Annotated in this window: 18 protein-coding genes; 10 read left to right on the top strand and 8 right to left on the bottom strand. The window is 53.8% G+C overall.

All coding sequences use genetic code 11. The annotated features are described in order from the left end of the window. Positions 1–79: 79 nt before the first annotated feature. Together RUDLU_RS0112480 and RUDLU_RS0112475 are read right to left on the bottom strand one after the other, a co-directional pair. The gene (locus tag RUDLU_RS0112480; RefSeq protein WP_019988728.1) at positions 80–625 is read right to left on the bottom strand and encodes an LOG family protein; all 546 of its coding nucleotides are present in this window, start codon (positions 623–625) and stop codon (positions 80–82) included. 86 nt (positions 626–711) lie between these two features. Continuing rightward, the gene (locus RUDLU_RS0112475) at positions 712–2,058 is read right to left on the bottom strand and encodes a UDP-N-acetylmuramate--L-alanine ligase (RefSeq protein ID WP_019988727.1); all 1,347 of its coding nucleotides are present in this window, start codon (positions 2,056–2,058) and stop codon (positions 712–714) included. Between the two features lie 424 nt (positions 2,059–2,482). Here RUDLU_RS0112475 and RUDLU_RS0112465 point away from each other — a divergent pair, with 424 nt between their 5' ends. Then, positions 2,483–3,964: a type III PLP-dependent enzyme domain-containing protein gene (locus tag RUDLU_RS0112465; protein ID WP_019988725.1), complete on the top strand. Its 1,482-nt coding sequence runs from the start codon at positions 2,483–2,485 to the stop codon at positions 3,962–3,964. A gap of 10 nt (positions 3,965–3,974) precedes the next feature. Continuing rightward, positions 3,975–4,103, top strand: a complete 129-nt coding sequence (locus RUDLU_RS30420; RefSeq protein WP_019988724.1) for a hypothetical protein — start codon at positions 3,975–3,977, stop codon at positions 4,101–4,103. Positions 4,104–4,170: 67 nt separating this feature from the next. On the opposite strand, the gene RUDLU_RS0112455 is transcribed toward RUDLU_RS30420, so the two are convergent. From RUDLU_RS0112455 to RUDLU_RS0112445, 3 genes are all read right to left on the bottom strand, one after another. Then, positions 4,171–4,689 carry a D-glycero-alpha-D-manno-heptose-1,7-bisphosphate 7-phosphatase gene (locus tag RUDLU_RS0112455; RefSeq protein ID WP_027303000.1) on the bottom strand — a complete coding sequence of 173 codons (519 nt, stop codon included), beginning with the start codon at positions 4,687–4,689 and terminating at the stop codon, positions 4,171–4,173. Between the two features lie 196 nt (positions 4,690–4,885). Further along, a complete protein-coding gene (locus tag RUDLU_RS0112450; RefSeq protein WP_027302999.1) occupies positions 4,886–6,979 on the bottom strand; it encodes a S46 family peptidase in 2,094 nt (697 codons plus the stop codon). Between the two features lie 178 nt (positions 6,980–7,157). Further along, positions 7,158–8,504: an NAD(P)/FAD-dependent oxidoreductase gene (locus tag RUDLU_RS0112445; protein ID WP_019988721.1), complete on the bottom strand. Its 1,347-nt coding sequence runs from the start codon at positions 8,502–8,504 to the stop codon at positions 7,158–7,160. Between the two features lie 223 nt (positions 8,505–8,727). On the opposite strand from RUDLU_RS0112445, the gene RUDLU_RS0112440 reads away from it, so the two are divergent. Both RUDLU_RS0112440 and RUDLU_RS0112435 read left to right on the top strand, forming a co-directional pair. Further along, a complete protein-coding gene (locus RUDLU_RS0112440) occupies positions 8,728–11,181 on the top strand; it encodes a TonB-dependent receptor (protein ID WP_019988720.1) in 2,454 nt (817 codons plus the stop codon). A 53-nt stretch (positions 11,182–11,234) separates the two neighbouring features. Beyond that, positions 11,235–12,311, top strand: a complete 1,077-nt coding sequence (locus RUDLU_RS0112435; RefSeq protein ID WP_019988719.1) for a DUF4249 domain-containing protein — start codon at positions 11,235–11,237, stop codon at positions 12,309–12,311. Positions 12,312–12,384: 73 nt separating this feature from the next. Here RUDLU_RS0112435 and RUDLU_RS0112430 read toward each other — a convergent pair whose 3' ends face one another. After that, positions 12,385–13,482 carry a chorismate mutase gene (locus tag RUDLU_RS0112430; RefSeq protein ID WP_019988718.1) on the bottom strand — a complete coding sequence of 366 codons (1,098 nt, stop codon included), beginning with the start codon at positions 13,480–13,482 and terminating at the stop codon, positions 12,385–12,387. A gap of 290 nt (positions 13,483–13,772) precedes the next feature. On the opposite strand from RUDLU_RS0112430, the gene RUDLU_RS0112425 reads away from it, so the two are divergent. The 6 genes from RUDLU_RS0112425 (at position 13,773) to RUDLU_RS0112395 (ending at position 19,653) form a co-directional block, all read left to right on the top strand. Continuing rightward, on the top strand, positions 13,773–14,996 hold the full coding sequence (locus RUDLU_RS0112425; protein WP_027302998.1) for a proline dehydrogenase family protein: 1,224 nt from the start codon (positions 13,773–13,775) through the stop codon (positions 14,994–14,996). A gap of 100 nt (positions 14,997–15,096) precedes the next feature. Continuing rightward, positions 15,097–15,999 (top strand): lipoprotein signal peptidase, encoded by a 903-nt coding sequence (locus RUDLU_RS27405; RefSeq protein ID WP_019988716.1) that lies wholly within the window; start codon positions 15,097–15,099, stop codon positions 15,997–15,999. 302 nt (positions 16,000–16,301) lie between these two features. Continuing rightward, positions 16,302–16,733, top strand: coding sequence for a phage holin family protein (locus RUDLU_RS0112410; protein ID WP_019988714.1), 432 nt, complete (start codon positions 16,302–16,304; stop codon positions 16,731–16,733). A 96-nt stretch (positions 16,734–16,829) separates the two neighbouring features. Next, on the top strand, positions 16,830–17,381 hold the full coding sequence (locus RUDLU_RS0112405) for a hypothetical protein (protein WP_019988713.1): 552 nt from the start codon (positions 16,830–16,832) through the stop codon (positions 17,379–17,381). Beyond that, positions 17,290–18,090 (top strand): phosphoglycerol geranylgeranyltransferase, encoded by an 801-nt coding sequence (locus RUDLU_RS0112400; protein WP_083940572.1) that lies wholly within the window; start codon positions 17,290–17,292, stop codon positions 18,088–18,090. The genes RUDLU_RS0112405 and RUDLU_RS0112400 overlap by 92 nt, the downstream gene beginning before the upstream one ends. Before the next feature lie 42 nt (positions 18,091–18,132). Then, a complete protein-coding gene (locus RUDLU_RS0112395) occupies positions 18,133–19,653 on the top strand; it encodes a M20/M25/M40 family metallo-hydrolase (RefSeq protein ID WP_027302997.1) in 1,521 nt (506 codons plus the stop codon). A gap of 85 nt (positions 19,654–19,738) precedes the next feature. Here RUDLU_RS0112395 and RUDLU_RS0112390 read toward each other — a convergent pair whose 3' ends face one another. Next, entirely contained in the window at positions 19,739–23,533 is a 3,795-nt protein-coding gene (locus RUDLU_RS0112390; protein WP_019988710.1) for a ThuA domain-containing protein, read from the bottom strand. Positions 23,534–23,544: 11 nt separating this feature from the next. Beyond that, the gene (locus RUDLU_RS0112385) at positions 23,545–24,402 is read right to left on the bottom strand and encodes a ThuA domain-containing protein (protein ID WP_019988709.1); all 858 of its coding nucleotides are present in this window, start codon (positions 24,400–24,402) and stop codon (positions 23,545–23,547) included. Between the last annotated feature and the right edge of the window lie 31 nt (positions 24,403–24,433).

Genomic DNA, 24,433 nt, shown 5'->3' with positions numbered 1-24,433 from the left:
ATGCTTTACGTGAAAACGTAAAGGTAAATCCTGGTTACACAAAAATGACTTATTGAATAAGGGATTGACTGATCGGTAATTAGGTGGTTTGTGTGCCCATTTTTGCCAGGGCTTCTTCCACTGTGTTGGCCACAATGAGTAGCTCGCGGTTTTGGGATTTCAAAAAGCCCTCGCGCACCATCACATCCAGTTGCTGAAGCATCAGGTCGTAATAGCCGTTGGTATTGATGATGGCCACGGGACCATCGTATAGTTTCAGTTGACGCCAGGCCAGAATCTCAAACAGCTCGTCGAGCGTGCCGTACCCACCTGGTAACGCAATAACTCCCTTCGATAGCGTCACCATCTTGAACTTCCGCTCGTGCATGGTTTCTACAAAGTGAATTTCGGTCAGGGTTTGGTGGGCTACCTCAAGCTCGGCCAGAAAATTCGGGATCACCCCGATTACCTCGCCCCCGTGTTCGAGAACGGTATCGGCTACTACGCCCATCAGACCAAAGCCACCCCCGCCGTAAATCAGGCGAATGTTGCGCTCGGCCATGGTGCGGCCCAGTTCGCGGGCTACTTCGCTATAAATAGGTTGGGCTCCGTGATTCGAGCCGCAATAAACAACAATACTTTGCATAGTATTAAAGGAATGTGTAATGCGTAATGAGGATTGCGTAATTAGGCGTGCCAGCCTACCCGGTCTACTCCATTAATCATTACGCATTATACATTAGTTATTCCGCCAAACGTGCCCGAACTCATCAGGAGCATCACACCGACCTGCGCGCGCTGACTGTCGAGAAAAGCCTGCAACTCGGCGGTGTCGGTAAACACGTGTAGGTTGGGCTGATCGAAAGCGGTTTTAACGTCGTCGGGTGTAATCGGTTCGAGCCGTTTCATGGCCAGTGTATGAGTGTTGAAATACACGATGGGCACGTCGGCCGCGGCCAGTTTGTGCCGGTACTGACCCAGAAAGTTTTTGTTCAGGCTACTGTACGTGTGCAACTCCACAGCGGCTAGTAGCTTACGGTCGGGGTACTGTGCTTTTACGGCCTCGGTGGTAGCTTCTACTTTAGAGGGGGCGTGGGCAAAGTCGCGGAATACGACTAACTCGGGGGTTTCGGAGCGTTTTTCGAGCCGCTTGGCCGCACCTTTGAACGAGCTGATGGCTTCGTAAAACTGCGCATCGGTAATGCCAATTCGGTCGCAAACGACCATAGCCCCGGCCATATTCTTCATGTTATGCTCCCCAAACACCAGCACCGGAACTTCGGTACCGTCTTTGGTGATGAGCACCGTTTGCCCGTTCCGAATCTGGTGCGGATGCGCCGTATAGGGCAGTTTCGCCACATCGTCGCGGTCTTTTTGGCCTACCACATCGAGCATATCGTCGGTTTCATCAAACACAAGAATGCCGCCCTTAGGCATGGCGTCGGCCAGTAATTCAAACTGATCGACGTAGACCTCCCAGGTCGGGTAAATATTGACATGATCCCAGGCTATGCCGCTGATGAGGGCAATGTGGGGTTGGTAATGCATGAACTTCGGTTGTGGGTCGATAGGCGAGGAGCCGTACTCATCGCCCTCAATCACGATCAGCGGTGCGTTGGGTGTCAGCTTCACCATTGTTTCGAAACCCTCCACCTGCGCGCCCACCAGATAGTCGAACACCCGGTTGTGGTAGTTCAGCACGTGCATAATCATGGAGGTGATAGTTGTTTTGCCGTGACTACCGGCAATCACCACCCGCTGCTTGTGCTGGCTTTGGCGGTAAATGTATTCGGGGTAGGAGTACACCGGAATACCGAGTTCCTGAGCGCGGGCCAGCTCGGGGTTGTCGGCGCGGGCATGCATCCCCAGAATGACGCAGCTCAGCTCGGGGTGAATACGCTCCGGAAACCAGCCCATTTCGGCGGGCAGGAGCCCGCGCTCATCCAGACGGGTGCGCGAAGGTTCGTAAATTTCATCGTCGGAGCCGGTAATGGTGTGGCCTTGCTGCTGGAGGGCGATGGCCAGATTGTGCATGGCACTGCCACCAATCGAAATGAAGTGAATAGCCTGGGGCGTCATTCGCTGAGGGTTACGTACTAATAAAGTAAGGCCTAATAAAGTAAGGCAAAATTAGGGGATGTTTTCTGTTTGTTGATAAACCGGAAGCTGCCCAACGGGGCCACCGGCTCGGTTCGTGGCTGGTGGTTTGGACGAAAGTAGGCCATGAGCGCGTTATACCGGTGGTTCGATCGGAAAAGACCGGTGCCCGGAGTCGCATAAAATTTCGGTTAAGACCGAATCAAACCCCCCGCTATTTCGTTCTCTACATTGCGAATGGGTTATACTTGCAAAGCCGTAAAATTTACCCCATTTTCGCGACCCTTAAAATGGTTTGTTTATGCGAGTATTTACCCGGTTGGTGGTCCCCGACGGGTGACAACAGGCTCACAGACAAACAGACAAACTATTAAACAAACAATCTTTTTATGCGCCGAACGAAGGGATGAAGACCTACTATGACCTAATCGACCAGACGTTTGAATTTCCTACGCTGGAGTTCAAAACGGAGAATGACAATTTGTTATTCAACAATGTTCCCCTGATGGACATTGTGAAGCAGTACGGAACCCCCCTGAAGCTGACGTATTTGCCCAAAATCACCGAGCATATTGACCAGGCTAAGTCGCTGTTCAAGAATGCCATGAAGCGGTACAATTACAAAGGAAACTACACGTATTGCTACTGTACGAAGTCATCCCACTTTCGGTTTGTGCTCGAAGAGGCTCTCAAAAATGGTGTCCATCTCGAATCCTCATCGGCCTACGATATTCCTATCATTCGGGAACTGTACCGGCTCGACAAGATCAACAAGAGCACGTACATCATTGCCAATGGCTACAAACGGCCCCTGTACACGCAGTACCTGAGCGAGATGATCAACGACGGCTTCAACGTGATTCCGGTGCTCGATAACCTGAAAGAGATCGAGGCCTACGAAGACAACATCACGGCCGAAACCGTTAACCTTGGCATCCGAATTGCTACGGATGAAGAACCGAACTTTGCGTTCTATACTTCGCGGCTCGGTATTCGCTACAGCGACATTAATGAACTTTACCGGAGCAAAATTCAGCACAGCAATAAGTTTAAGCTGAAGATGCTGCACTTCTTTATCAATACGGGCATCAAAGACAGCGCGTATTACTGGAGTGAGCTGAGCCGGTTTATGTACAAATACTGCGAGTTGCGCAAGGTTTGCCCGGATCTCGACTCGATTGATATTGGTGGTGGTCTGCCTATTCAGACCTCGTTTCAGTTTACCTACGATTACCAGGCCATGATTGACCAGATCGTGGAGAGTATTCAGTGGATCTGCAACAAAAACAACGTGCCTGTACCGCATATCTTTACCGAGTTTGGTAGTTATACGGTAGGAGAGAGCGGAGCCGTTATTTATGAGGTAATTGACCAGAAGCTCCAGAACGATAAGGAGTTGTGGTACATGATCGATGGGTCGTTTATCACGCAGCTACCCGATTCGTGGGGCCTCGGTCAGAAGTATATCATGCTGGCCATCAATAACTGGGACAATCCGTACCAGAAAGTAAACCTCGGTGGGCTCACCTGCGACTCACACGATTTTTACAATACTGAGGCCCACAGTGCCGATTTGTACCTGCCTATTTTCGAGCAGGAGTCGGAGCGGCAGTACGTCGGGTTTTTCCATACGGGCGCGTACCAGGAGTCGTTGGGTGGATATGGTGGTATTCAGCACTGCCTCATTCCGGCCCCGCAACACGTGATTGTCGACAAAGACGAGGACGGCAACCTGCGTACCCGGTTGTTTGCCCCCGAGCAGAATAGTGAAGTAATGCTTAAGATTTTGGGCTATACCTCTGCCGAAGCCGGCCCCACCGAACTGGAAGCCGCCGAAGAAGCCGAGCAGCACGAAGAACAGGAAGCCGAGTTAGTTGAAAAAGAATAAGCGAAATACCATGAAAAAAGTATTCACTATTGCCGGTCTGCTGGCCGTTCTGACGATGAGTTCGTGTGCGCGAAAGGGAGCCTGCCCTGCCTACGGGAGTGTGATCAAGCACACGCCGGCCACCCAGGCCAAAGCGTAACAAAAAATCCCCGGTAGCCATACCGGGGACTTTTTGTTTATAAACCGTTAGCCGTCTGTAAAGATTCTCAGGCCTGATTGAGCACCAGCCGACTTGCCCCGAGCAGGTCGGTAGCGTGGCCATCGGCTTCGTGGGGGCCACTCACGTGCGGGGTAATCCGGACGGTACGAACCCCAACGCGCCGACCGGCCTGCATATCGCGGAGGGCATCGCCAAACATCCACGAATGCTCTGGGTCAATGTTGTATTTGGCAATAGCCTTTTCCAGCATGAGCGAATCGGGCTTCCGCAGAAGCGAGCGGGTTGTATAGTCCGGGTGATGCGGACAATAGTAAATATCGTCGATTACGTTGCCGCACTGCTGTTGCAGATGGTTGTGGCAGCGCATCACGTCTTCGCGGGTGTAAAGCCCTTTGGCAATACCCGCCTGGTTGGTAATCACAATCAGCATATAGCCGGCTTGCTTGAGCATCTGTAGGCCTTCGGCAACGCCGTCTGGAATAATCATATCCTCTACGCGGTACACGTAATCGGTACGATCTTCATTCAAAACACCATCACGATCAAGAAAAACACACTTATTCATACGCAGCGGACAGCAGGTGAGATACAACAAAGGAAGCAATTTTAAGACCAATTGTTGTTGTTATAATACAAAATTTTATTTAAAAACAACTAAAAGTCCTGTTTTGAACTTCGGCTTTGCCTGGTTAGCCTGCTCGAAATAAGAAATCAAAATGGGTAATTGACGTAAAACACACATGCCTTAGCCGGGTGGGTACTTATCGGCCAGCCGTTAGCTCGTTGACCAGTCGGTCGGCTTTGTAGATGTAGCGCATGGCGGCCACCATACCCCCCGCGTGCACCGAAACACTCCGGTTGGCATCGGGCACGAAAATAAACGAACCGGGCAGGCTTTCCATATTGCCATCAAATACCAGACCCACGGCTTCCCGGTTTTTGTTAATCATGGGGCTTCCCGAATTGCCACCGATAATGTCGTTGGTAGTGATAAAATTCATAGGCTGCCGAAGCAGGGCGGCCGGTGGGTTTTTCCAGCGGGCGGGCAGTTGCCACGGACCTTTGTCGCCAAATGAATAGTTGCGGTCGTAAAGCCCTGCAAAGGTTGTGATGATGGGGGCCTGCGTGCCATTGTACGCGTAACCTTTCACCACGCCATCATTGATCCGGAGCGAAAACGTAGCATCGGGCGGAACGGCCGTACCGTACACATCATACAGATAACGGCCCAACTGCGCCCGCAGTACGGTTTGCCGCTGTTGAAGGGGGCGCACCTGCCGATTGGCGGCTACAAACCGGCCCGTGGAAATTTTGGCCAGCGCCAGCAACGGATCGGTACTGGACGAGATGCCGCCCGCCCGGTCGACCAGCTCGTTGACAAACTGCGGGCTGGTAAGCTTAGTGTTTGCAATCAGGTAAGCCGCAGCTTCTTTGGGCGAGCGCCCGTTTAGGGCCGCCTGAACGTAAGGGTCACCCGCGCCCAAAACGGTTTGGGCTTCGGCCAGGTGCGCGGCCAGAAAAGCCTCTTCCAGCTGCCGACTTTTGAGCGTGGGGGGAACCATCAGCGAGCGAGCCTGTTGGGCGGCCTGCGGTTGCGACTGGGCCAGTTCGCCGTATTGAATAAGGTTTTGGGCAAAGGCCAGCAACTCGCCCTGCACAAGCGGGTTGGGGGCCAGGTAGGTGTTGTCGTTAAACAAGGCGCGCAACTCGGCCGTAGTCGATGCCAGCTCGTCCCAGGTTTGGGTCGGAATGTTCTTCTTCTGGGCTTCGGCCTTAAACTGCTTCTCGAAAGCGGCTTTGCGGGCCATCAGGTACGGGTCACGAAGGCCCGCCAATTGGCCACCAATGGCTTTGAGACTGTTTTCGAAGCTGAATATCTCGTTCAGAATGCTGTCGTTTTTGGCCGTCACGTTGTACGCCTGTAGGGCTTTTGAGCGATTCTGAAGCAGCGTAGTGATATAAGGCAGTCGGTGATCCCGGTCAAACTGGAGTTCGGCCACGGTTTTGAGCCGCTCGGTGCTGCCGGGGTTGCCGACCACAAAGATGGGCTCTCCGTCGCGCACGCCGTTGAGGTTAAACTTAAAGAAATGCGTAGTGCGTAAGGGTTTGCCCTGATCGTAAACCCGGAAAAACGAGCAGTCGAGGGCGTAACGCGGATAGGTAAAGTTGTCGGGGTCGCCACCAAAAAAGCCCAGTTGCAGCTCGGGCATAAACACCAGCCGCACGTCGTCGTACCGTTTGAAGCCATACAATGCGTACCGACCACCGTTGTAGAACGTGATGACCTGCAACTCCAGCCCTTTAAAGCCGGGCTTGTTGGCGTATTCGGTTTTGATCGCTTCAAATTCGCGCTCGCGGGCCTGCAACTGAGCGGTTTCGGCGCCCGCCCCCGCCCGGTCGATGGCCTCCTGTACCCGCCCGGTCACGTCGACAATCTGCACCAGCTGATCGACAAACAGCCCCGGTACTTTCCGTTCTTCGGCGAGGGTTTTGGCAAAAAAGCCATTGGCGTTGAAATCTTCCCCTTTCCGAACTACCCCCGTTCCTGACTCACGGGCACAGTGGTGATTGGTCATCACGAGCCCGTTAGCCGACACAAACGACGCCGAACAGTAGTCGGCAAACCGGAGGGCTGCCAGCCGGGTTTCATCAAACCATTTATCATCGGGGGTGAAATTATACGTTTGCCGGAAATACTCTTTGGGTGGCGTATCGAACGTCCACATCTTACCCATGTCAAATGGGCCGGCTTTTACGGTATCGAGTGAGTTGGGCGCCGTGGTTGGTTGCGCCAGAGCAGACCTAAACAAGCCAGTGAGTACTACACTGGCGATCCAAACGGAAGGGTTTCTCATGAGATGCGTTCCAGAAAATAATAAAACGCAACGGCTTGCGGATTGTTACCGCAAGCCGAACAATAGAGCAGTACCCCGTTAGTCGATTGAGTGATTAGATTATTTTTGGTTCAACCCTATTCATATGCATCCCTGCCAGGGTCTTCGACTACTGGCAGGGTTACAACACTTCAGCAACTTACACCATTTCGTTTTTCACCAGAAATTCCTGTGCCCGCACGTCTTCCTTTCGCACAAACGGCCGGATAATAAGCCGGGTGCCGCGCTGGTAGGTAAAGAATCGGTAGATCCAGTTGCTAAGTACAACCAGCTTGTTGCGGAACCCAATCAGGTAGAAAATGTGCACAAAAAGCCACGTAGCCCAGGCCAGAAACCCTTTAAGGTGAAGGTTGCGGGGCAAATCGGCTACGGCCCGGTTGCGGCCCACAATGGCCAGGTTGCCTTTGTTGAAATACCGGAACGGCTCCATTTCGCGGTTGCGGACCAATTGGCCAAGATTCTTGGCTAGCCGCTCACCCTGCTGAATGGCGGGTTGGGCCACGCCAGGGTGCCCGTTCGGAAAGTCGGGGTCGCCCCCTTTCATGTAGGCGAGGTCGCCAATGGCAAACACATTGGTCAGGCCCTGAATCTGATTGAACTGATCGACCAGTACCCGGCCGCGCTCAACACTTTCGGCCGGAATTCCGTCGATCAGGGCGCCCGTAACCCCGGCAGCCCAGATTAGGGTCTGGCTGCGGATCTGCTCGCCCGATTTCAGAATGACCGTTTGGCCGTCGTACGTATCTACCAGGGTTTTGAGCTTAACCTCCACGCCCAGCTCATCCAGATACGCGTGGGCGGCCTTGCTCGATTCGGGGTCCATAGGCGGTAACACCCGGTCGAGGCCCTCTACGAGGTAAATGTTCATCTTGGAGAAGTCGAGCCCCGGATAGTCGTTGGGCAGGACGTGCTTCCGCATCTCCGCGATTGAACCGGCCATTTCGACACCCGTGGGACCACCACCCACAATCACGAAGTTGAGCAGCGACTGCCGGATTTCGGGATCTTTGGTAATGCTGGCCTGCTCAAAACATTGCAGTAACTGACTCCTGAGGTTGAGGGCGTCGGTCATCTGCTTGAGCGGAAAGGCGTACTTTTGTACCTGCGCGTTGCCAAAAAAGTTGCTTTTGGAGCCCGTGGCCACCACCAAATAGTCGTACGACAGGTCGCCGATAAGGGTTTTGACGGTTTTGGCCGTCGGGTCGACACCCGTAACCCGCACCAGCCGAAAGTGAAAATCATCCTGATCGGTAAATACCTTGCGCAGGGGCTCGGCAATGGAGTCGGGTTCGAGCCCGGCTGTTGCTACCTGGTACAACAAAGGCCAGAACGCGTGGTAGTTCTGTTTATCAAACATGACAACCTGAAAATCGCGGCTGTCAAGATTTAAAGCGACATTGAGCCCCCCGAACCCACCTCCGATAATCACCACCCGTTTTTTGGTGGTGGCCGGAATATTCAGAGAAAGCTGATCAAATTCTAACATGGTCGTGTGCTGTTTTTCAATCGGTTGAGCCTCACTTATTCTTTACCACAATCCCGGAGGATTGTTTACTGGAATAACAAATATTTAGGCCGAAGTGTGCGATGACCGTTCATCCGGTTAGGAAAAGGTTGTCTGTTAAAGCATGTTAAATTGCCGGGTAGTTTGGACTGACGTTCCAACCAAATCACCACGTTTGTACTCCCCGTTACAAATTCACGTTTGTATGACGTTTCGTTACCTGTTTCTCTGGGCGTTGCTGTTGCCCGTTTCTGCCGCTTTTGCCCAGTCGGTTCGGCCCCGGGCCAGCGCGCCCGTAGCCACGGTAAGCGGGTATGTACGCGAGGCTGGCAGTCAGGAGGCCCTGATTGGGGTCAATGTGTACCTGCCGGGAACCTCAACCGGCACCACCACCAACACCTATGGCTTTTACTCGCTCACGCTGCCCGTGCAGGACAGCGTGCGGCTGGCGTACTCATTTGTGGGGTACGAAGCGGTTGAATACACGGTTTCGTTACGGCGCGACACCCAGCGTAATGTGACCCTCGATCCCGGCAAAACCTTGTCGGAGGTAACGGTGACCTCCAGCCGGACGCAGGAAAAAGTAAGCGATACCCCCCAGATGAGTCAGATCGATATACCGGTGCAGCAGATTAAGAAAATACCGGCGTTTCTGGGCGAAAAAGATGTGTTGAAGGTACTCCAGCTGATGCCGGGTGTGCAGAAAGGATCGGAGGGGAGCACGGGTATTTACGTGCGCGGGGGCGGCCCCGACCAGAACCTCATTATTCTGGACGATGCCGTGGTGTACAACGCCAACCACCTGTTCGGGTTTTTCTCGGTTTTCAACGGCGACGCTCTCAAAAGTGTCGAGCTGACCAAGGGCGGCTTTCCGGCCCGGTTTGGTGGGCGGCTGTCGTCGGTTATCGACCTGAACATGAAAGACGGTAACCGCGAGAAACTGCACGGTGAGGGCGGTATTGGGCTTATTTCGTCGAGGCTTACGCTGGAAGGCCCCCTGGCCAAAAACAAAAAACCGGGCGAGCGGTCGGGGTCGTTTCTGGTGTCGGGCCGCCGAACGTACCTTGACGTAGTGGCTGCTCCGCTTATTCGGGCACAAACCGACGGGCAAACCCAGGCTGGTTATTATTTCTACGACCTCAACGCCAAGGTTAATTACGACCTGACGGATAAAGACAAAGTGTACCTGAGTGGCTACTTTGGCCGCGACCGGTTCTATGCGAAAGAAGATGATTCGGGCACGGATGTGGGTCTGGGCTGGGGTAATGCCACCGGTACCCTCCGCTGGAATCACCTGTTTTCGCAACGCCTGTTTTCGAACCTTTCGCTTATTTACAGCGACTATAAATTTCAAATAGCCTCCGACGAGCGTGGCCGGAACAACAATGCCACCGACCTGTTTTCGCTTCGGTATAACTCCGGTATCCGCGATTTCTCGCTCAAGTACGACCTTGATTTTTACCCTAACCCCCAACACTCGCTGCGGTTTGGGGTGCAAACCATTCAGCACCGGTTTACGCCCAGCGCAATTGTGCTTAAAAATGCAGGCTCGGTGGGTTTCGATCGGCGGATCAACAATATCGACGTGCTGGAGTCGGGCATCTATGCCGAAGATACCTGGCGTCCCAACGAGCGCTGGCGCCTGAATGGTGGCCTTCGCCTGAGTCATTTTGTCCAGAAAGAGGTAAACTACATCCGGCCGGAGCCCCGGCTGTCGGCTGCGTACATGCTCAAGCCCGATTTGTCGCTCAAAGGGTCGTACGCGCTCATGAACCAGTACATTCACCTGCTTTCCAACACGGGTATCGGCCTGCCTACCGACCTCTGGGTGCCCACAACCGACCGCGTGGCTCCGCAACAGTCAGAGCAGGTAGCCGCCGGGTTGGCAAAGGACTTCAACAAGTCGGGCCTGTCGCTCACGGTCGAGGGGTATTACAAGACGATGAACAATATCATCAACTACCGAGAGGGGGCCAGTTTTCTCTTACTTGGCGATCCTACTTCGGCCCAGCAGGTGCGTTGGGAAGACAACGTGACCTCCGGGCGGGGCTGGTCGTACGGGGCGGAGGTGCTGCTTCAGAAAAAAACAGGCCGTTTTTCGGGCTGGGCGGGCTACACGCTCTCTTGGACACAGTGGCAGTTTCCGTTGCTCAACGGCGGGAAGAAGTTTTACCCGCGCTACGATCGTCGGCACGATATTTCGCTCGTCGGGATTTACGAGTTAAGCAAGCGTATCACCCTCTCGGCGGCCTGGGTGTACGGCACGGGCAACGCCCTCACGGTACCGCAGGCCGAGTACCGGGCCTACCGGCACGAGCCGGGCATCCGGGGCAGTAGCACAACCGGCGCTGCAGCCATTGTGTCGGGCCTGTTCGATTATGGAGCCCGCGTGAGCGACTACGGAACCCAGAAAAATACCTTCCGGGCCGAGGCTTACCACCGCATGGATTTCGGTATTCAGTTTCACAAGAAAAAGCGGCACCATGAGCGCACCTGGGAGTTCAGTTTCTACAACCTATATAACCGGCGCAATCCCTTCTTTTACCAGATTGAGTCGGTGACCGAGGGGCAGGTCCCCAACCAGACTACCCGAACGGGGCTGTTCCGGTATTCGGTATTCCCGATTGTGCCAGCGTTTAGCTACAATTTCAAGTTTTAGAGAGGGCCACTGCCGTAGCTATATCGCAAATAACCTTTTCAATCCGACCACGTATGTATCGTCTTATTCTATGCCTTGGCCTCATTCCGCTTTTTTTCTCCTGTGATAGCCTTCGCAACGAGGTCGACCCTGACCGCATCAATCGCGAAGCGGGTAAACTGGTAATTGCCAGTTTTATCTCCCCGCAGGATAGTGTTCTGACGGTGCAGGTGAACCGCTCAGTGCCGGTGTTGGGGCAGTCCAACACAATTCTGGATGTTACCAACGCCAGCGTAACCATAAGTGATGGCGCCCGCGTGGTGGCTCTGCAATATGCGGCTAATTACCGGCGGCAGGCCATCAACCTGTACTGGACCAACGCCCGTAACCTGCCCATTTTGCCCGGTAAAACGTACACACTATCGGTGAGTACGCCCCAGGGTGAGAAGGCCACTGCGCAGTGTACCATACCTGTGGGAGCGCCGGTGTTTGTGGTGGAGCGCGACTCGGCCCGCGTCGAAAGTGGCTACAGTTTCAGTAATGGTGTCCGGACACCCATATATGCAAAGGAATACAGCCTGCGGGTAAACTGGGCTGATTTGACAGGTGGCCGAAACTACTACCGGGTAGCGGCCATGTTGAGCACGCTGCAAACCGCACCGTCAAGTTCATCATTGGTACAGGTAACCGTGCAGAATACGTTTTTTAATAATTCGGACGTCGTGGCCGATTCGCCCGGCGACGATGGCGGGCAGCTCAGGTCGCGCAAGGGTGTGTATTACCGGTACTCAAGCGGAACTCCCACCATCGTAACAGGTCCCGGCGGCACTACCCTAATAACCTGTCCCACCTGTGCTACCACAATAACCAACCCTACCGGAACCACCGTCATTAACCCACCTACCGGCACATCGGCCAATAATGCCGTTGATACCTACCGTTTTGGCGACAATTTCCGGTCGGCTGAGCTGACGGTATCGCTGTTGCACACCGACGAGACGTACTACCGGTATCACGAAGCTATTCCGCGTCAGCAGGAGTCAGACGGCAACCCCTTTGCCGAGCCGGTGCAGATTCCGTCGAACATAAACGGGGGGCTTGGGTGTTTTGCCGGGTTTAACCGAAGGTCGGTGGTGTTGAAGTTGAAGTAAAAAGGAGCGAGGAGGTAGGAGTGAGAAGCTACTAAAACTTCTCACTCCTACCTCCTCGCTCCTATCTCCTGAATTAAGCCGTTTGGCTATTCATGATTTCGGTTTGCTTCCGAATCGACTCCATGTGGATAATCTTGTAGATTTCTTCCACCAGTTCGGGGTAGAGGTTCAGTTTCTTACCCAGTTCGGTACGCGTTTTCAGGATCTCTTTCCACCGCTCAGGCTGGAACAAGGTCACGTTGTTGTCGCGCTTGTACTCGGCCAGCCGCTCCACGAGGGCCATCCGGGCAGCCAGCATTTCAACAATCTGCCGGTCGACATTGTCGATGCTCCGGCGCGACTGCTCCACGAAGCTCTGGAACTCGATGTTCGACGATTCAACCTGACGAATTTGCAGGTGATCGAGCATCTCGCCAAATGCGGCTGGGGTAAGCTGCTGAGCGGCATCACTCCAGGCATTGTCGGGGTCGATGTGTGACTCAACAATCAGACCGTCGTAGTTGAGGTCCATGGCCATTTGGGCCAGCTCGTTGAGGTACGCCCGCTTACCAGCCATGTGGCTTGGGTCGCCAATGATGGGCAATTCGGGGAAGATCGACTTCAGTTCGATGGCCATCTGCCACATCGGTACGTTGCGGTACTTGCTGGCCTCACCCGTGGCAAACCCCCGGTGAATAGCGCCCAGCTTTTTCACACCCGCTCCGGCGATACGCTCGAACGCACCAATCCACAGGGCAAGATCAGGGTTTACCGGGTTTTTAACCAATACCGGTACATCCACACCGCGGAGGGCGTCGGCAATTTCCTGAACGTTGAATGGGTTTACCGTAGTCCGGGCGCCTACCCACAGAATATCAACGCCATACTTGAGGGCGAGTTCGATATGCTCGGGCGTGGCTACCTCTACGGCAAAGGGCAGGCCGGTTTCGGCTTTGGCGCGCTGAAGCCAGGGCAAAGCTTTCTCGCCCATGCCTTCAAAGCTGCCAGGCCGCGTACGGGGCTTCCATACGCCGGCACGAATGACGTGGACTGCATTCAGTTCTTTCAGCTGACGGGCAGTCTCTACAAGTTGTTCTTCGGTCTCAGCACTGCACGGACCGGCAATGATCAACGGCTTTCCATTGGTTTCTACCCACGATGAGAGGGGCTCAACCACTAATTCAGGCTTCATATGTACTCGGTATTCAACTGGTTTCTACAACTACTCTATCTGGAACTTTTGATTTAAAAATGTGGTATATTTGCAGTCGAATCTCTCCCAAAAAGAGTAGACAAATAGACCTTCGTCAAAAGCTGATTTTTAGTTTGTTGAAGCAGATTTTGGCGCAATTCCTAACCAACCAGAGTTGAGTTTGTTGTTTTTTACGTAACACACTGTTCCGGCTTGGTACTGGGGCGAAACACTAACACATTCGTACCCAGCTGATAGGGACTTACACTATGTCGAATAGAAGTAATCTTATGCCGACGACTGTCCAACGGATCCCGGAAGTTAAGCAAAATGCGGCTCCGGCCGTTTCGTTTGAGGACACTTCGATTGCCTTCTCTTGTCAGTCCGATTTCAAACTACGAAAAACGTACTGGCTTTTTGCGTTGATGAATAAGGGATGGCTGGTAAATTTAGGGACTTTTTTCATAAAAATTGCCCTTAAACTTCAGCTTCCAGTTAAAAACCTCATAAAAAGCACCATTTTTGAGCAATTCTGTGGGGGAGAAAGCATCCGCGATTGTGAGAAGACAATCAGCAAATTGCACGATGGCCACATCGGAACGATACTCGACTACTCGGTAGAAGGGGAAGAAAATGAAAAAAGCTTTGAGGAGACAACCCTCGAAGTGCTGCGCACCATCGAACGCGCCAGCGAATCCGCTGATATTCCGTTCTCTGTATTCAAAGTGACCGGTATTGCCAGCACCGACTTGCTGGAGGCTGTGCAAAAAGGCGACGTGCTGTCGAACGAGGACAAAGCCGCTTTTGAGCGCGTGCGTGAGCGGGTCGATCGGCTGTGTGCCAAGGCGTATGAGCGCAAGGTGAAAATCTTTGTCGATGCTGAGGAGAGCTGGATTCAGGGTACTATCGACGCGCTGGCGTATGAAATGATGGAACGCTACAACCGCGAGCGGCCGGTGGTGTTCAACACGTACCAGTTGTATCGGTGGGAAACCTACAACAACTTTGTGAAGGCTACCGAGACCGCCCGCGAACGGGGCTATCTGCTGGGCGCCAAACTGGTGCGGGGGGCGTATCTGGAAAAAGAACGCATCCGGTCGCACGAGGAGGAGTATCAGGACCCGATTCAGGCAACGAAAGAAGACACCGACCGGGATTTTAACAAGGCTATCGACTTCTCGCTCAATAACCGCGACGTGGTTTCGATTTGCCTTGGTACCCATAATGAATACAGCTGCCAGTACTGTTTCCAGCGAATGAAACAGCTGGGTATTGCCCCTAACGATGAGCATATCTGGTTTGCCCAGCTGCTCGGTATGAGCGACAATATCTCGTACAATCTGGCCAATGCAGGCTACAACGTAGCGAAGTACGTGCCGTATGGCCCGGTTGAGGCCGTAATGCCTTACCTATTCCGGCGGGCCGAAGAAAACAAATCGATTGCCGGCCAAAGCAGCCGGGAGTTTAAGCTGATCGAGAAAGAGATCGATCGGCGCCGGGCTGCTAAGTGTTAAGTGATCAGTAAGCAGTGGCAGTAGGCAGTGGCTTACGCGAAAGCAATAATCTTGCGTAAGCCACTGCCTACTGCCACTGCTTACTGCCTACTCCAAGATTATGATCCAGAAAAACCCGCTCAAATATTTCCTTTTCGCTTTTCTGCTAATTGGTATTGATCAGGCCTCCAAAATGGCCGTTCACCATTTTATGCAGCCGGGGTTTGCCGGTCAGATCAGCCTAATTGGCGACTGGTTGAAGCTACACTATGTACTCAACCCCGGTATGGCGTTTGGGATGCAGTTGAGCCACGACTACGGGAAACTGATTCTGAGTCTGTTTCGGCTCGTGGCTATGGTGGGTATTGGCTGGTATCTGGTACACCTGGCCCGACAGGGCGCGCCCGATGGCCTGCTCTGGGCGATGGCGATGATCATGGCCGGGGCTGTGGGTAACGTAATTGACTCCACGTTTTACGGGGTCTTGCTGGGCAATGCACCCTACGGGTCTATCACCCCCTGGTTTCACGGGCAGGTAATCGATATGGTTTTTGTGGATATCTGGGAGGGGTTCATTCCTGACTGGGTACCGCTTTGGGGCGGTCAGTATTACTCGACACCCATTTTCAACATTGCTGATGCCTGCATTTTTGTTGGTGTCTGTATCATCTTGTTTTTCCAGCGTCGGTTTTTCCGGGATTACCCTGATGTGTCGGACAACGATGCGTCACGGTCCGACGGATCGGAACATGGGCTATCAGATCGCTTTGATACCGATGGCCAATTGCCCGACGATGCGCCCCTGACAGGGAGTGCCGAGGTGCTGCCGGCTGTTGACGCGGCCGAAGAAATTGAGAAGGATCACGATCAAACCGAAACAGTTCCGGTGGCGGCCATTGAAGGTCAGCCTGCTCCAGAACTTGACAATGACCTGGGTAAAGCCCCGGTTTCGGAGGGCACGAATTCGGTAATGACCGAAGTCCCCGAAGAAACTATGGACCGCAATAAACAACGCGAATTGTAAGCGCGGCAGAGCTAATCGCATCGTCGGGCGGCTGTGAAGATCGAACAGGTCTTTGCTGCCGCCCGATTTTGTTGTAGGGTTTGAGGGTACAAGCTCACAAAAGGCTGGTATGTTTTTCTACAATCTTGCCCCATCTGTTCAACGCCTTAAAAGGCGCTATGATCGGGATTGCTGGCTTCTTTTTGTCTAATTACCCCCATTCTCCGAAGCCTTCAGGCTATTTTTCCGAAAAATCAATTCTTTAAACAGAATGGTAATTTTTTTGTAGATAGTGCAGTGATGATGCTTAATCATTTACAATCATGTTAGAGAAATTAGACGAGGTTCGGGAGAATATATTTCGGTATCTGGAAGCCAGAATCGAACTCTTTACCTTAGAAACACGCGGGAAGGTAGAAGAAGGAGTTATCCGGGCTATTCACGGAGTTATTCTGGGGTTTCTGGCTACCATAACACTCATTTTCGTGCTTAGCCTGCTCGCGGCTTTCCTTAATGAGGTGTTCGAAAGCCGCTACATGGGCTTCCTGATTGTGGCCGCTTTTTTTCTGTTGTTAACCATTATCTGGGTGGTAGCCAAAGATTCGTTCCTGAATATGATTCGCAAGATGGCTTACAACAGCCTTAAGGCCTCGAAAGAGAAAAAGGCCGAAGAGAAGTCGGAAGCGGTACAGGAGCTGATGAATCAGACCCGCGACTCCATGACTGGGTCGGGTCCATATCTGGCCCGCGAGTAAGCTACAAGCCTAAACCGTGCTGCCCCGCAGGTGCCACCTAAGCGGTTTATCCCTGCTCCAAACTATTTTTTTACTAATTTAGACCTGACAAACTCAATGGAAGATCCCAAAGTACTGTTTGCTGACACCACCGCCCGCCGGGCCGAACTGATGAAAGCAACGGAACGATTCAAGACCTCGATCCAGGATTCGGTTGACTCGATCAAAGGCGATGCCGCCGAGACGGGCAAAACCGTTGCTTTAGTAGCTGGTGTAGCTTTAGGCGTGTTTTTGATCGCCAACGCTATTTTGCCGAAATCAGCCGAGTATCGCTATGCAGAAAAGTATGGTGAGCGCGATGATGACGACGACGAGGAAGAGTACGATAACCAATACAACTTTGTGAGCGAAGACGCCGATCCGCGCTATAAGTCAAAGCATCAATTGGTTCAGGAAAAAGAAAGGACAGCTAAGAAGTCAGCAATTGGCGGTTTGATCGGTGGTTTGCTTACGTCGGTACTAACCAGCATAGCCCGCGAACAACTGTCGAACGCGCTAACACGCTTTCGGAGCAACAATGCAATTAATTCAGGAGCAAACACATACCCCACGGAGTCCTATCGCCCGCACGTCCCCACACAACCTGCTGGCTACCCTTCGCAAGTATAAACAGACTGGCCGCAAAGGCATCGCCGTCTTGCTCGACCCTGATAAGGTTGAGCAAGACGCGTTTTCGGCCCTACTGGATTTGACCCATCAACACCCGGTTGATTTTTTCTTCGTGGGAGGGAGCCTGGTTACCGAATATACCCACCGCGAACTGATTGCCGCCATCCGGGCGCGCACCGATGTACCCGTGATTTTGTTTCCCGGCAACAGTCTCCACATTGAACCCACGGCCGACGGGGTGCTGCTGCTCTCGCTTATCTCGGGCCGGAATCCCGAATTTCTGATTGGGCAACACGTGATTGCGGCCCCACTCCTTAAAAAAAGCGGTCTCGAAATTCTGCCAACCGGCTACATGGTAGTTGATAGCGGTGCTCCTACTACGGTTTCGTACATCAGTGGCACTATGCCGTTGCCGCACGACAAACCGAGTGTAGCGGCCTGTACGGCTATGGCGGGTGAAATGCTCGGCCTGCAACTCATGTACATGGATGCGGGTAGCGGGGCTCGCAGGCCCGTATCGGCCGAGATGATTGAAGCCGTGCGGCAAGCCGTCGACCTGCCCATTGTGGTCGGTGGGGGAATCAACACGCCCGACCGGGCCACTGCCGCCCTCGAAGCGGGTGCCGACCTGATTGTGGTAGGGAATAGCTTAGAGAAAAACCCCGGTTTGCTGCCCCAATTGGTGGCGGTTGTGGACGGGTATCGGTGATTCTGACTACTTTCGTGGTATAGACATCACCCAACTAACCTCATGCGGACAAACTCGCTGTTATGTATGTTGCTGGGGGGCGCTATGGCAACTGGTATAGCCGTGGCCCAACCCCAAAAAAGTAAGGCTAAAACAGCCGTAACCACCTTCCCCGAACAACGTATTCCGCAGGCCGAATCGGAAACGCATATGCGGTTTCTGGCTGCCGACGAGCTGCTGGGTCGCCGGACCGGCGATGCCGGCAACCGGATTGCGGCCCGCTACATAGCCGAACAGTTTCGGCTGCTGGGCCTCAAGCCCGCACCCGGTCAGGCCGATTATTTTCAGCGTATCCCATTTGAGCGGGTTTCGATGGCCAGCTCAGGCCAGCTTGTGGCCGGTAAAGATTCGCTGCGGTTGGGTAAAGACCTGGTGATTCTAGCGGGTAGTGCCTTCGGTCAAACGGCCGAGGTGGTGTACGCGGGTTACGGCCTGACCGATGGTGACGATGGCTACAAGGGCCGCGACGTAAAGGGCCGGATTGTGGTAGTACAGGGTGGATCGCCGGAGGCCAAGGGTGCCCGTGAGATTTTCCGGGCGTCGAATCAGAAGCGTAAACTGGCTGCCGATAAAGGGGCTGCTGCGCTCATCGAGCTTTATAGCGAGTCCATCCCGTGGGGTATGGCGAGTCAATATTTTAACCGCGAGCAGATTTCACTACCGGCAACGGCCGACGACAGTAAGCTGGTTCATGCCTGGGTCAACAACACCAACAACCGGCTGGGCCGTTTGAAAGAAGCTGGTCAAACGGTGTCGTTGCAAACGTCGGGCCGGGCCAATATGGCCGCGCCTTCGATGAATGTGGCCGGGGTGATTGAAGGTACCGATCCGAAACTCAAAAACGAGTACGTCATTTTGTCGGCGCACTTCGACCATGTCGGGGTCGGGCGTCAGGGGGGTAATGCCTATGCGCCAACCGATAGTATTTTCAATGGTGCGCGCGACAATGCCTTCGGGACGGTGGCCCTACTGACGGCGGCCAAAGCCCTGTCGGAGCAGCGGCCCAAGCGGTCGGTGCTGGTTCTGGCCCTGACGGGCGAAGAAGTCGGGCTGCTTGGTAGCCGGTACTATGCCGAAAACCCACTCGTACCGCTGAACCAAACTGTGTTTGACCTCAATAGCGACGGGGCAGGCTACAACGACACCTCTATTGTGTCGGTGATTGGCCTGGAACGCACGGGGGCCAAAGCGGAAATTGAAGCCGGTGCCAAAGCGTTTGGGCTGGGTGTATTTGCCGAGCCTGCTCCTGAGCAAGGCCTGTTCGACCGGTCTGATAACGTAAACTTTGCCGCTAAGGGCGTGCCCGCTCCCACGTTTTCGCCCGGTTTCAAGTCATTCGACGAAGCTATTGCCAAATATTACCATCAGGCTGTCGACAATCCTGAAAGCCTGGACTTTGCGTATCTGCACAAGTTTTGCCAGGCCTTTACACATGCCGGCCGCCTGATTGCTGATCGCCCAACGCGCCCTATGTGGATCGCGGGCGACAAGTACGAGGCCGCAGGCAAGGCGTTGTATAAATAGACGTTAGACGAGAAGACGTTAGACATTAGACTTTGCTGTGCAATATCTAACGTCTAACGTCCTTTTTGTCTAACGTCTATTTCGTTTACTTCACCCTGGAGGCTTTCACATCGAACATATTCATCAGCTTGCCTTTCAGGTTGTCGGCGTCTTCTTTTTCCAGCTCCATATTGATGCTCATGCCGTTGGCCTGGAAGTAGACCTTGATTTTTTCGCCGTCGGTTTCCTCTACCTTATCGAGAGCCTGGTCGCCCATTTTCTCCGACGCCATTTTTCCGGTCAGCTTTCCGTCTTTCCGTTCCAGGATCATCTTCACCTGAACGTCTCCGCCCGGCGTTCCTGCCACCGTTGTGTTCCAGGTACCGGTGAAGAAATCGGCCGATGCCGTTGCCTCTGCCGGGGCGGCTGGCGCCGGGGCATCACTGCCTGCCAGTTTGAACTCCGTGCCCATCACTACCATGAGTGAGCCCTCGGCTTTGGGGTTCAGGAAAACGACGTACACATCGTGTAGTTTGCCATCTGATACGACCCCTGTGACCGGTACCGACAGCATTTTGGGTGTAAAGTCCATTTTATCGGACGGCTCCAGGAACTCCGACTTACCAATTACCTTGCCGGTGGGGCTGTCCAGCCGCAACTCTACAAGACCTCCGGCCGCATTGACCTGTGGTTTAGGGGCCGTGGCTGCCAGCGTCAGCTCCGTGATTCCGTTCAGGTCAACGTCTTTCAAGCCAATGTAAGCCCCTGATTTGGCAGGAATGGCGAGGTTATTGCCGCCAAAGGCCATCTTGTTTACGTCGTTATACACGTCGAAACCGTGCACATCCACTTTGGCATTGCGAAGCGTAAACGTCTGTTCCGACCGAAGCGCTGGTAGTCCGTTGGCTCCCTGATCTTCGTAAGCCGCCCGCACAATGTACACGCCCTTGCCTTTGTCCGAGGCCGGTGCTTTAGTCACATACGAGCCGCTAACGGGCAACGATTTGGCTTTCGGCTTTTCGTTGGCAATGTTCAAAATGTATTTCACCATTTCCGACGCATCAGCCGTTGCCAGTTGCGGGTGGCCCGCCATGGCCGTTTCGCCCCAAACACCGCTACCACCCGAAATGACCTTTTTGGTCAGCCGTTCCAGCGCCGAATTGTCGCCTTTGTACTTCATTGCTACGTCGCGGTACGAGGGACCAATCGACTTTTTATCCACACTGTGGCAGGCCATACAGTCGCTGCCCTGAATAAGTTTTTTGCCGGTCGCAAAGGCCGCACTGGCATCAGCCGAGCGGTGGCCCATAGCGATCATGTTTTTGTCAAACCCCTCGGCCAGGTAATCAATGCTGACCGATACGTTTTCGGGTTCGATGCCCTTGCCCAGCGTGCCATCTTCCTTGTCCGAGACCTTGATTTCGTAATTGAACGGTCTGTTGGCTACGTAGAACGACTTGTTGCTTTTTGGCATCTCGAGGCTCAAGACTGGTGGTTCATTCCCCGCCGTAACCTCCATCGACTGCGTGTTTACGCCCCCTTTGCCGTCGTCAACCGTCAGTATGGCTTTGTACGCCCCCGCTTTGGTTAGGGTCAGGTTGGCATCGGGCGTTGTGAAGACTTTAGAAAAACCGTCTTTCGACGTGATTTTCCAGGTGTACTTCAGCGCATCGCCGTCGGCATCGGTCGTGCCTTTGGCGCTGAGCTTCAGGTTGAACGGCACGGCCCCGCCCATTTGGTTGGCGGCCATCTGAATCTGCGGCTTGCGGTTGCCGCCGTTGTACTCAATCCGAATCAGGCGGGCGTCGTCGTTGGCCGTAAACCAGCCTGAACCGTATTCGAGCATGTAGAGGTCACCGTTTTCGGAAAACTCCATGTCCATTGGGTTGCTGAACTTGTAGCTCGGCATAAACCGCTCCATGGAGGCATAGTTGCCGTTTTTGTCGAAGCTGACGGCCATCACCCAACCCCGCATCCACTCGTAGGCAAAGAACTTACCATCGTAGTACTTGGGGAATGCCCGTGGAGCAGCCGCGAACTGATCTTTATTGTACACAGGCCCGGCCATCGGGTTGCAACCCCCGCTACCCAGTAAGGGGAACTCCTCGCTTTTGCCGTATGTGTACCAAATCATAGCGCCTTTTGCCGGTGGCAGCTCGATCAGACCCGTGTTGTTGGGCGAGTTGTTGAGTGGCTTCAGAGCATCCCATTTTGGCCCCGACTGGTTGGTGGCGAAATTGTAGATGTTGTACGCCTTGTTGTCGCCCACAAAGTGCGGCCAACCGTAGTTTCCGGCGGCCGATGCCTGCCCAAACTCACACGTACCCGCCGGGCCACGGTTTGCGTCGGGCTTCGACGCGTCGGGGCCAACATCACCCCAGTAGAGCTTACCGGTTTTCTGGTCAACGGCAATGCGGTAGGGGTTCCGGTGGCCCATCGTGTAGATTTCCGGGCGGGTTTTGGCACGGATCGACGGGTCGGAGTTTTTGGCGAACAGGTTGCCGTCGGGAATGGTATATGTTCCGTCGGGTTGCGGCTTGATGCGCAGAATTTTACCCCGCAAATCGTTGGTATTGGCGCTCGACTTCTGGGCATCCCACGGGCTGCGGCCGGGCCGCTCGTCGCTGGGGCTGTAGCCATTCGAGGCATGGGGGTTGGTGTTATCGCCCGTGCTCAGGTACAGGTTGCCTTCCCGGTCCCAGTCGATAGAGCCACCGGTATGGCAACATTCTTCGCGCTGGGTATCCACTTTCAGCATTTCCTTTTCCGAAGCCAAAACGAGTTCGTCGCCCTTCATCGTGAACCGGGACAGCACGTTGTACGAGCCTTTGGTGGATGAATAAAACAGGTACACCCAGCCGTTCTGCGCGAATTTTGGGTCTTTGTTCAGGCCCAGTAGCCCATCTTCCGCTACCGACTCTTTGCCTTCTCTGTTGACATACTTCAGGCTAACGGGCAACTTGGCGATGGTTTTGAGTTGCTTCGTTTTGTTATTGTAAAGCCGCACCTCGCCTTTGCGCTGGATAAAAAGCACCCGGTCCTTATCCAGCAAGGTCAGTTCCACGGGTTCATCCAGTTTTTCTTCCAGCACCACTTTGGTAAAGCGGTTTTCTTCGGGCCGCGCCTTGCTGTAGTCGAGCGGCTTGGGCGCATCGCCACCGGCCGCGTACTGAATACCCGCCCACAGGTGATTCAGGAAAAGCGGTTCCGAAAACGACTCATCGGTATGGCCCATGGCCGTATAAAACGACCGGCCTCCGTCGTACTCCTGATACCAGCTCATGGGGTGGAAGTCAGGGTTTTTCCCACCGACGTAACTTTTCTCGTCGATGGTCAGGACGACGTTGATTTTGGGCGAAATGTCTTTGAAACTGTAAAATTCATCGGTGCGCTCAAACTCGTCGGGCATGCCTTTGGTGGCCCAGTGGTTTTTCAGCTTAACGATGTACTTGCCTTTCTGCACATTGCTGGGCGTCATGGGATGGTCCAGAAAATAGGCCCCCGCCAGCTTGCCATACCAGGGCCAGTCGTACTCGGTATCGGTAGCCGCATGGATGCCCACGTAGCCGCCCCCCGCCTGAATGTAGCGCTCAAACACAGCCTGTTGCTCATCGTTGAGGATGTCGCCGGTGGTGTTCAGAAAAACAACCGCGTTGTATTTCTTCAGATTCTGTTCGTTGAATAGGGCCGCGTCTTCGGTGAAGCTCACGCCGAACCCTTTTTCCTTTGCCATTTTGGCCAAGGCAGGTTTCCCAGCCTCGATAGACTGATGCCGAAAGGCGGCTGTTTTACTGAAAACCAGCACATTAACTTTGGGAGCCTGCGCCCACGCATAGCTTGCGCACAGCAGCAGAAGCGCCTGTACAAACGCCCACCTGCTCAGGCTGAATAGCTGTTTCATAGGAATTGGAATTATTGATTACTGGTTGTCCATTGCAAAGCCGTTTCGAGCAGCTTCACGAAGTTTTGGTTTTGCCAGGCGGTTTCGCTGTGGCCCATAGAGGTGTAGAAGGTCTTGCCTTTGCCCGTTTGCTTGTACCAGGCCACCGGGTGGTCTTTACCCATGCCGAAGTTTTTGGAGCTTACAAACAGCATATTGCCGCTTGGATTGATGGTCTCGCCGTTGATGGTGTAAATGATGTTGAAGCCTTTCTGACGCGGGTTTTCAAAAAATACGTACCACTCGTCGGAGTGCGACCATCGGGGCGGCAACTTGCTGAACAGGCTGTCGCGCTGTGGGTCGAGCAGCACATCGGCCAACTGAAACTGCGGGTCGATGGGGTGGTGCGAGAACTTGGCTCCCAGCAGGTTCTGCTCGTACCAGTCCCAGTGGTGGGAGTCGTCGCCGGCACCGTGAATACCCAGCAGGCTACCGCCGTTTTCGACGTATTGCTCCAGGGCTCGCTTTTGTTCGTCGTTGATGACCTCGCCGGTTGAGTTGTTGAAAATAACCGTGCTGAACTTAGCCAGTTGGGCCGGGTTAAACGCGCCCCCCTCTTCGGTTTCGTAAACGAACCAGCCGTTTTTCTCAGCAAGTGCCTTGATAACGGGCTTGGATGCGTCGATGGACGCGCCGTGCCGGAAGCCCGTCGTTTTGGAAAACAGCAGGATAGCCCGCTTATCGGCCGGGAAGTCGATTTGGGGTGCCTCGGTCTCGTACGATACCGGGAAACCGTTTTTGACTTTGTAGATGAACAGGCTCGCGGCAATGCCTAATAGCACCACAAGGCCAAGTACCGAGCACAGAACAATTTTGATAACTCGCTTCATAAGCAGAGACGGGTTAAGTGAGTGACGGCCT

This window comes from Rudanella lutea DSM 19387 (genome assembly GCF_000383955.1).
GTDB classification, from domain to species: Bacteria; Bacteroidota; Bacteroidia; order Cytophagales; family Spirosomataceae; genus Rudanella; species Rudanella lutea.
The sequence above is the reverse complement of the archived record's forward strand: the minus strand, read 5'-3'. Positions and strand labels throughout refer to the sequence as shown.

Excerpts from the sequence above, each read along its gene's own strand:
- RUDLU_RS0112425 (WP_027302998.1), top strand. The coding sequence starts at position 13,773 with ATGCCGACGACTGTCCAACGGATCCCGGAAGTTAAGCAAAATGCGGCT.
- RUDLU_RS0112465 (WP_019988725.1), top strand. The coding sequence starts at position 2,483 with ATGAAGACCTACTATGACCTAATCGACCAGACGTTTGAATTTCCTACG.
- RUDLU_RS0112450 (WP_027302999.1), bottom strand. The coding sequence starts at position 6,979 with ATGAGAAACCCTTCCGTTTGGATCGCCAGTGTAGTACTCACTGGCTTG.
- RUDLU_RS0112395 (WP_027302997.1), top strand. The coding sequence starts at position 18,133 with ATGCGGACAAACTCGCTGTTATGTATGTTGCTGGGGGGCGCTATGGCA.
- RUDLU_RS0112475 (WP_019988727.1), bottom strand. The coding sequence starts at position 2,058 with ATGACGCCCCAGGCTATTCACTTCATTTCGATTGGTGGCAGTGCCATG.
- RUDLU_RS0112390 (WP_019988710.1), bottom strand. The coding sequence starts at position 23,533 with ATGAAACAGCTATTCAGCCTGAGCAGGTGGGCGTTTGTACAGGCGCTT.
- RUDLU_RS0112435 (WP_019988719.1), top strand. The coding sequence starts at position 11,235 with ATGTATCGTCTTATTCTATGCCTTGGCCTCATTCCGCTTTTTTTCTCC.
- RUDLU_RS0112400 (WP_083940572.1), top strand. The coding sequence starts at position 17,290 with ATGCAATTAATTCAGGAGCAAACACATACCCCACGGAGTCCTATCGCC.
- RUDLU_RS0112455 (WP_027303000.1), bottom strand. The coding sequence starts at position 4,689 with ATGAATAAGTGTGTTTTTCTTGATCGTGATGGTGTTTTGAATGAAGAT.
- RUDLU_RS0112385 (WP_019988709.1), bottom strand. The coding sequence starts at position 24,402 with ATGAAGCGAGTTATCAAAATTGTTCTGTGCTCGGTACTTGGCCTTGTG.
- RUDLU_RS0112430 (WP_019988718.1), bottom strand. The coding sequence starts at position 13,482 with ATGAAGCCTGAATTAGTGGTTGAGCCCCTCTCATCGTGGGTAGAAACC.
- RUDLU_RS0112440 (WP_019988720.1), top strand. The coding sequence starts at position 8,728 with ATGACGTTTCGTTACCTGTTTCTCTGGGCGTTGCTGTTGCCCGTTTCT.
- RUDLU_RS0112480 (WP_019988728.1), bottom strand. The coding sequence starts at position 625 with ATGCAAAGTATTGTTGTTTATTGCGGCTCGAATCACGGAGCCCAACCT.
- RUDLU_RS30420 (WP_019988724.1), top strand. The coding sequence starts at position 3,975 with ATGAAAAAAGTATTCACTATTGCCGGTCTGCTGGCCGTTCTGACGATG.
- RUDLU_RS0112405 (WP_019988713.1), top strand. The coding sequence starts at position 16,830 with ATGGAAGATCCCAAAGTACTGTTTGCTGACACCACCGCCCGCCGGGCC.
- RUDLU_RS0112445 (WP_019988721.1), bottom strand. The coding sequence starts at position 8,504 with ATGTTAGAATTTGATCAGCTTTCTCTGAATATTCCGGCCACCACCAAA.
- RUDLU_RS27405 (WP_019988716.1), top strand. The coding sequence starts at position 15,097 with ATGATCCAGAAAAACCCGCTCAAATATTTCCTTTTCGCTTTTCTGCTA.
- RUDLU_RS0112410 (WP_019988714.1), top strand. The coding sequence starts at position 16,302 with ATGTTAGAGAAATTAGACGAGGTTCGGGAGAATATATTTCGGTATCTG.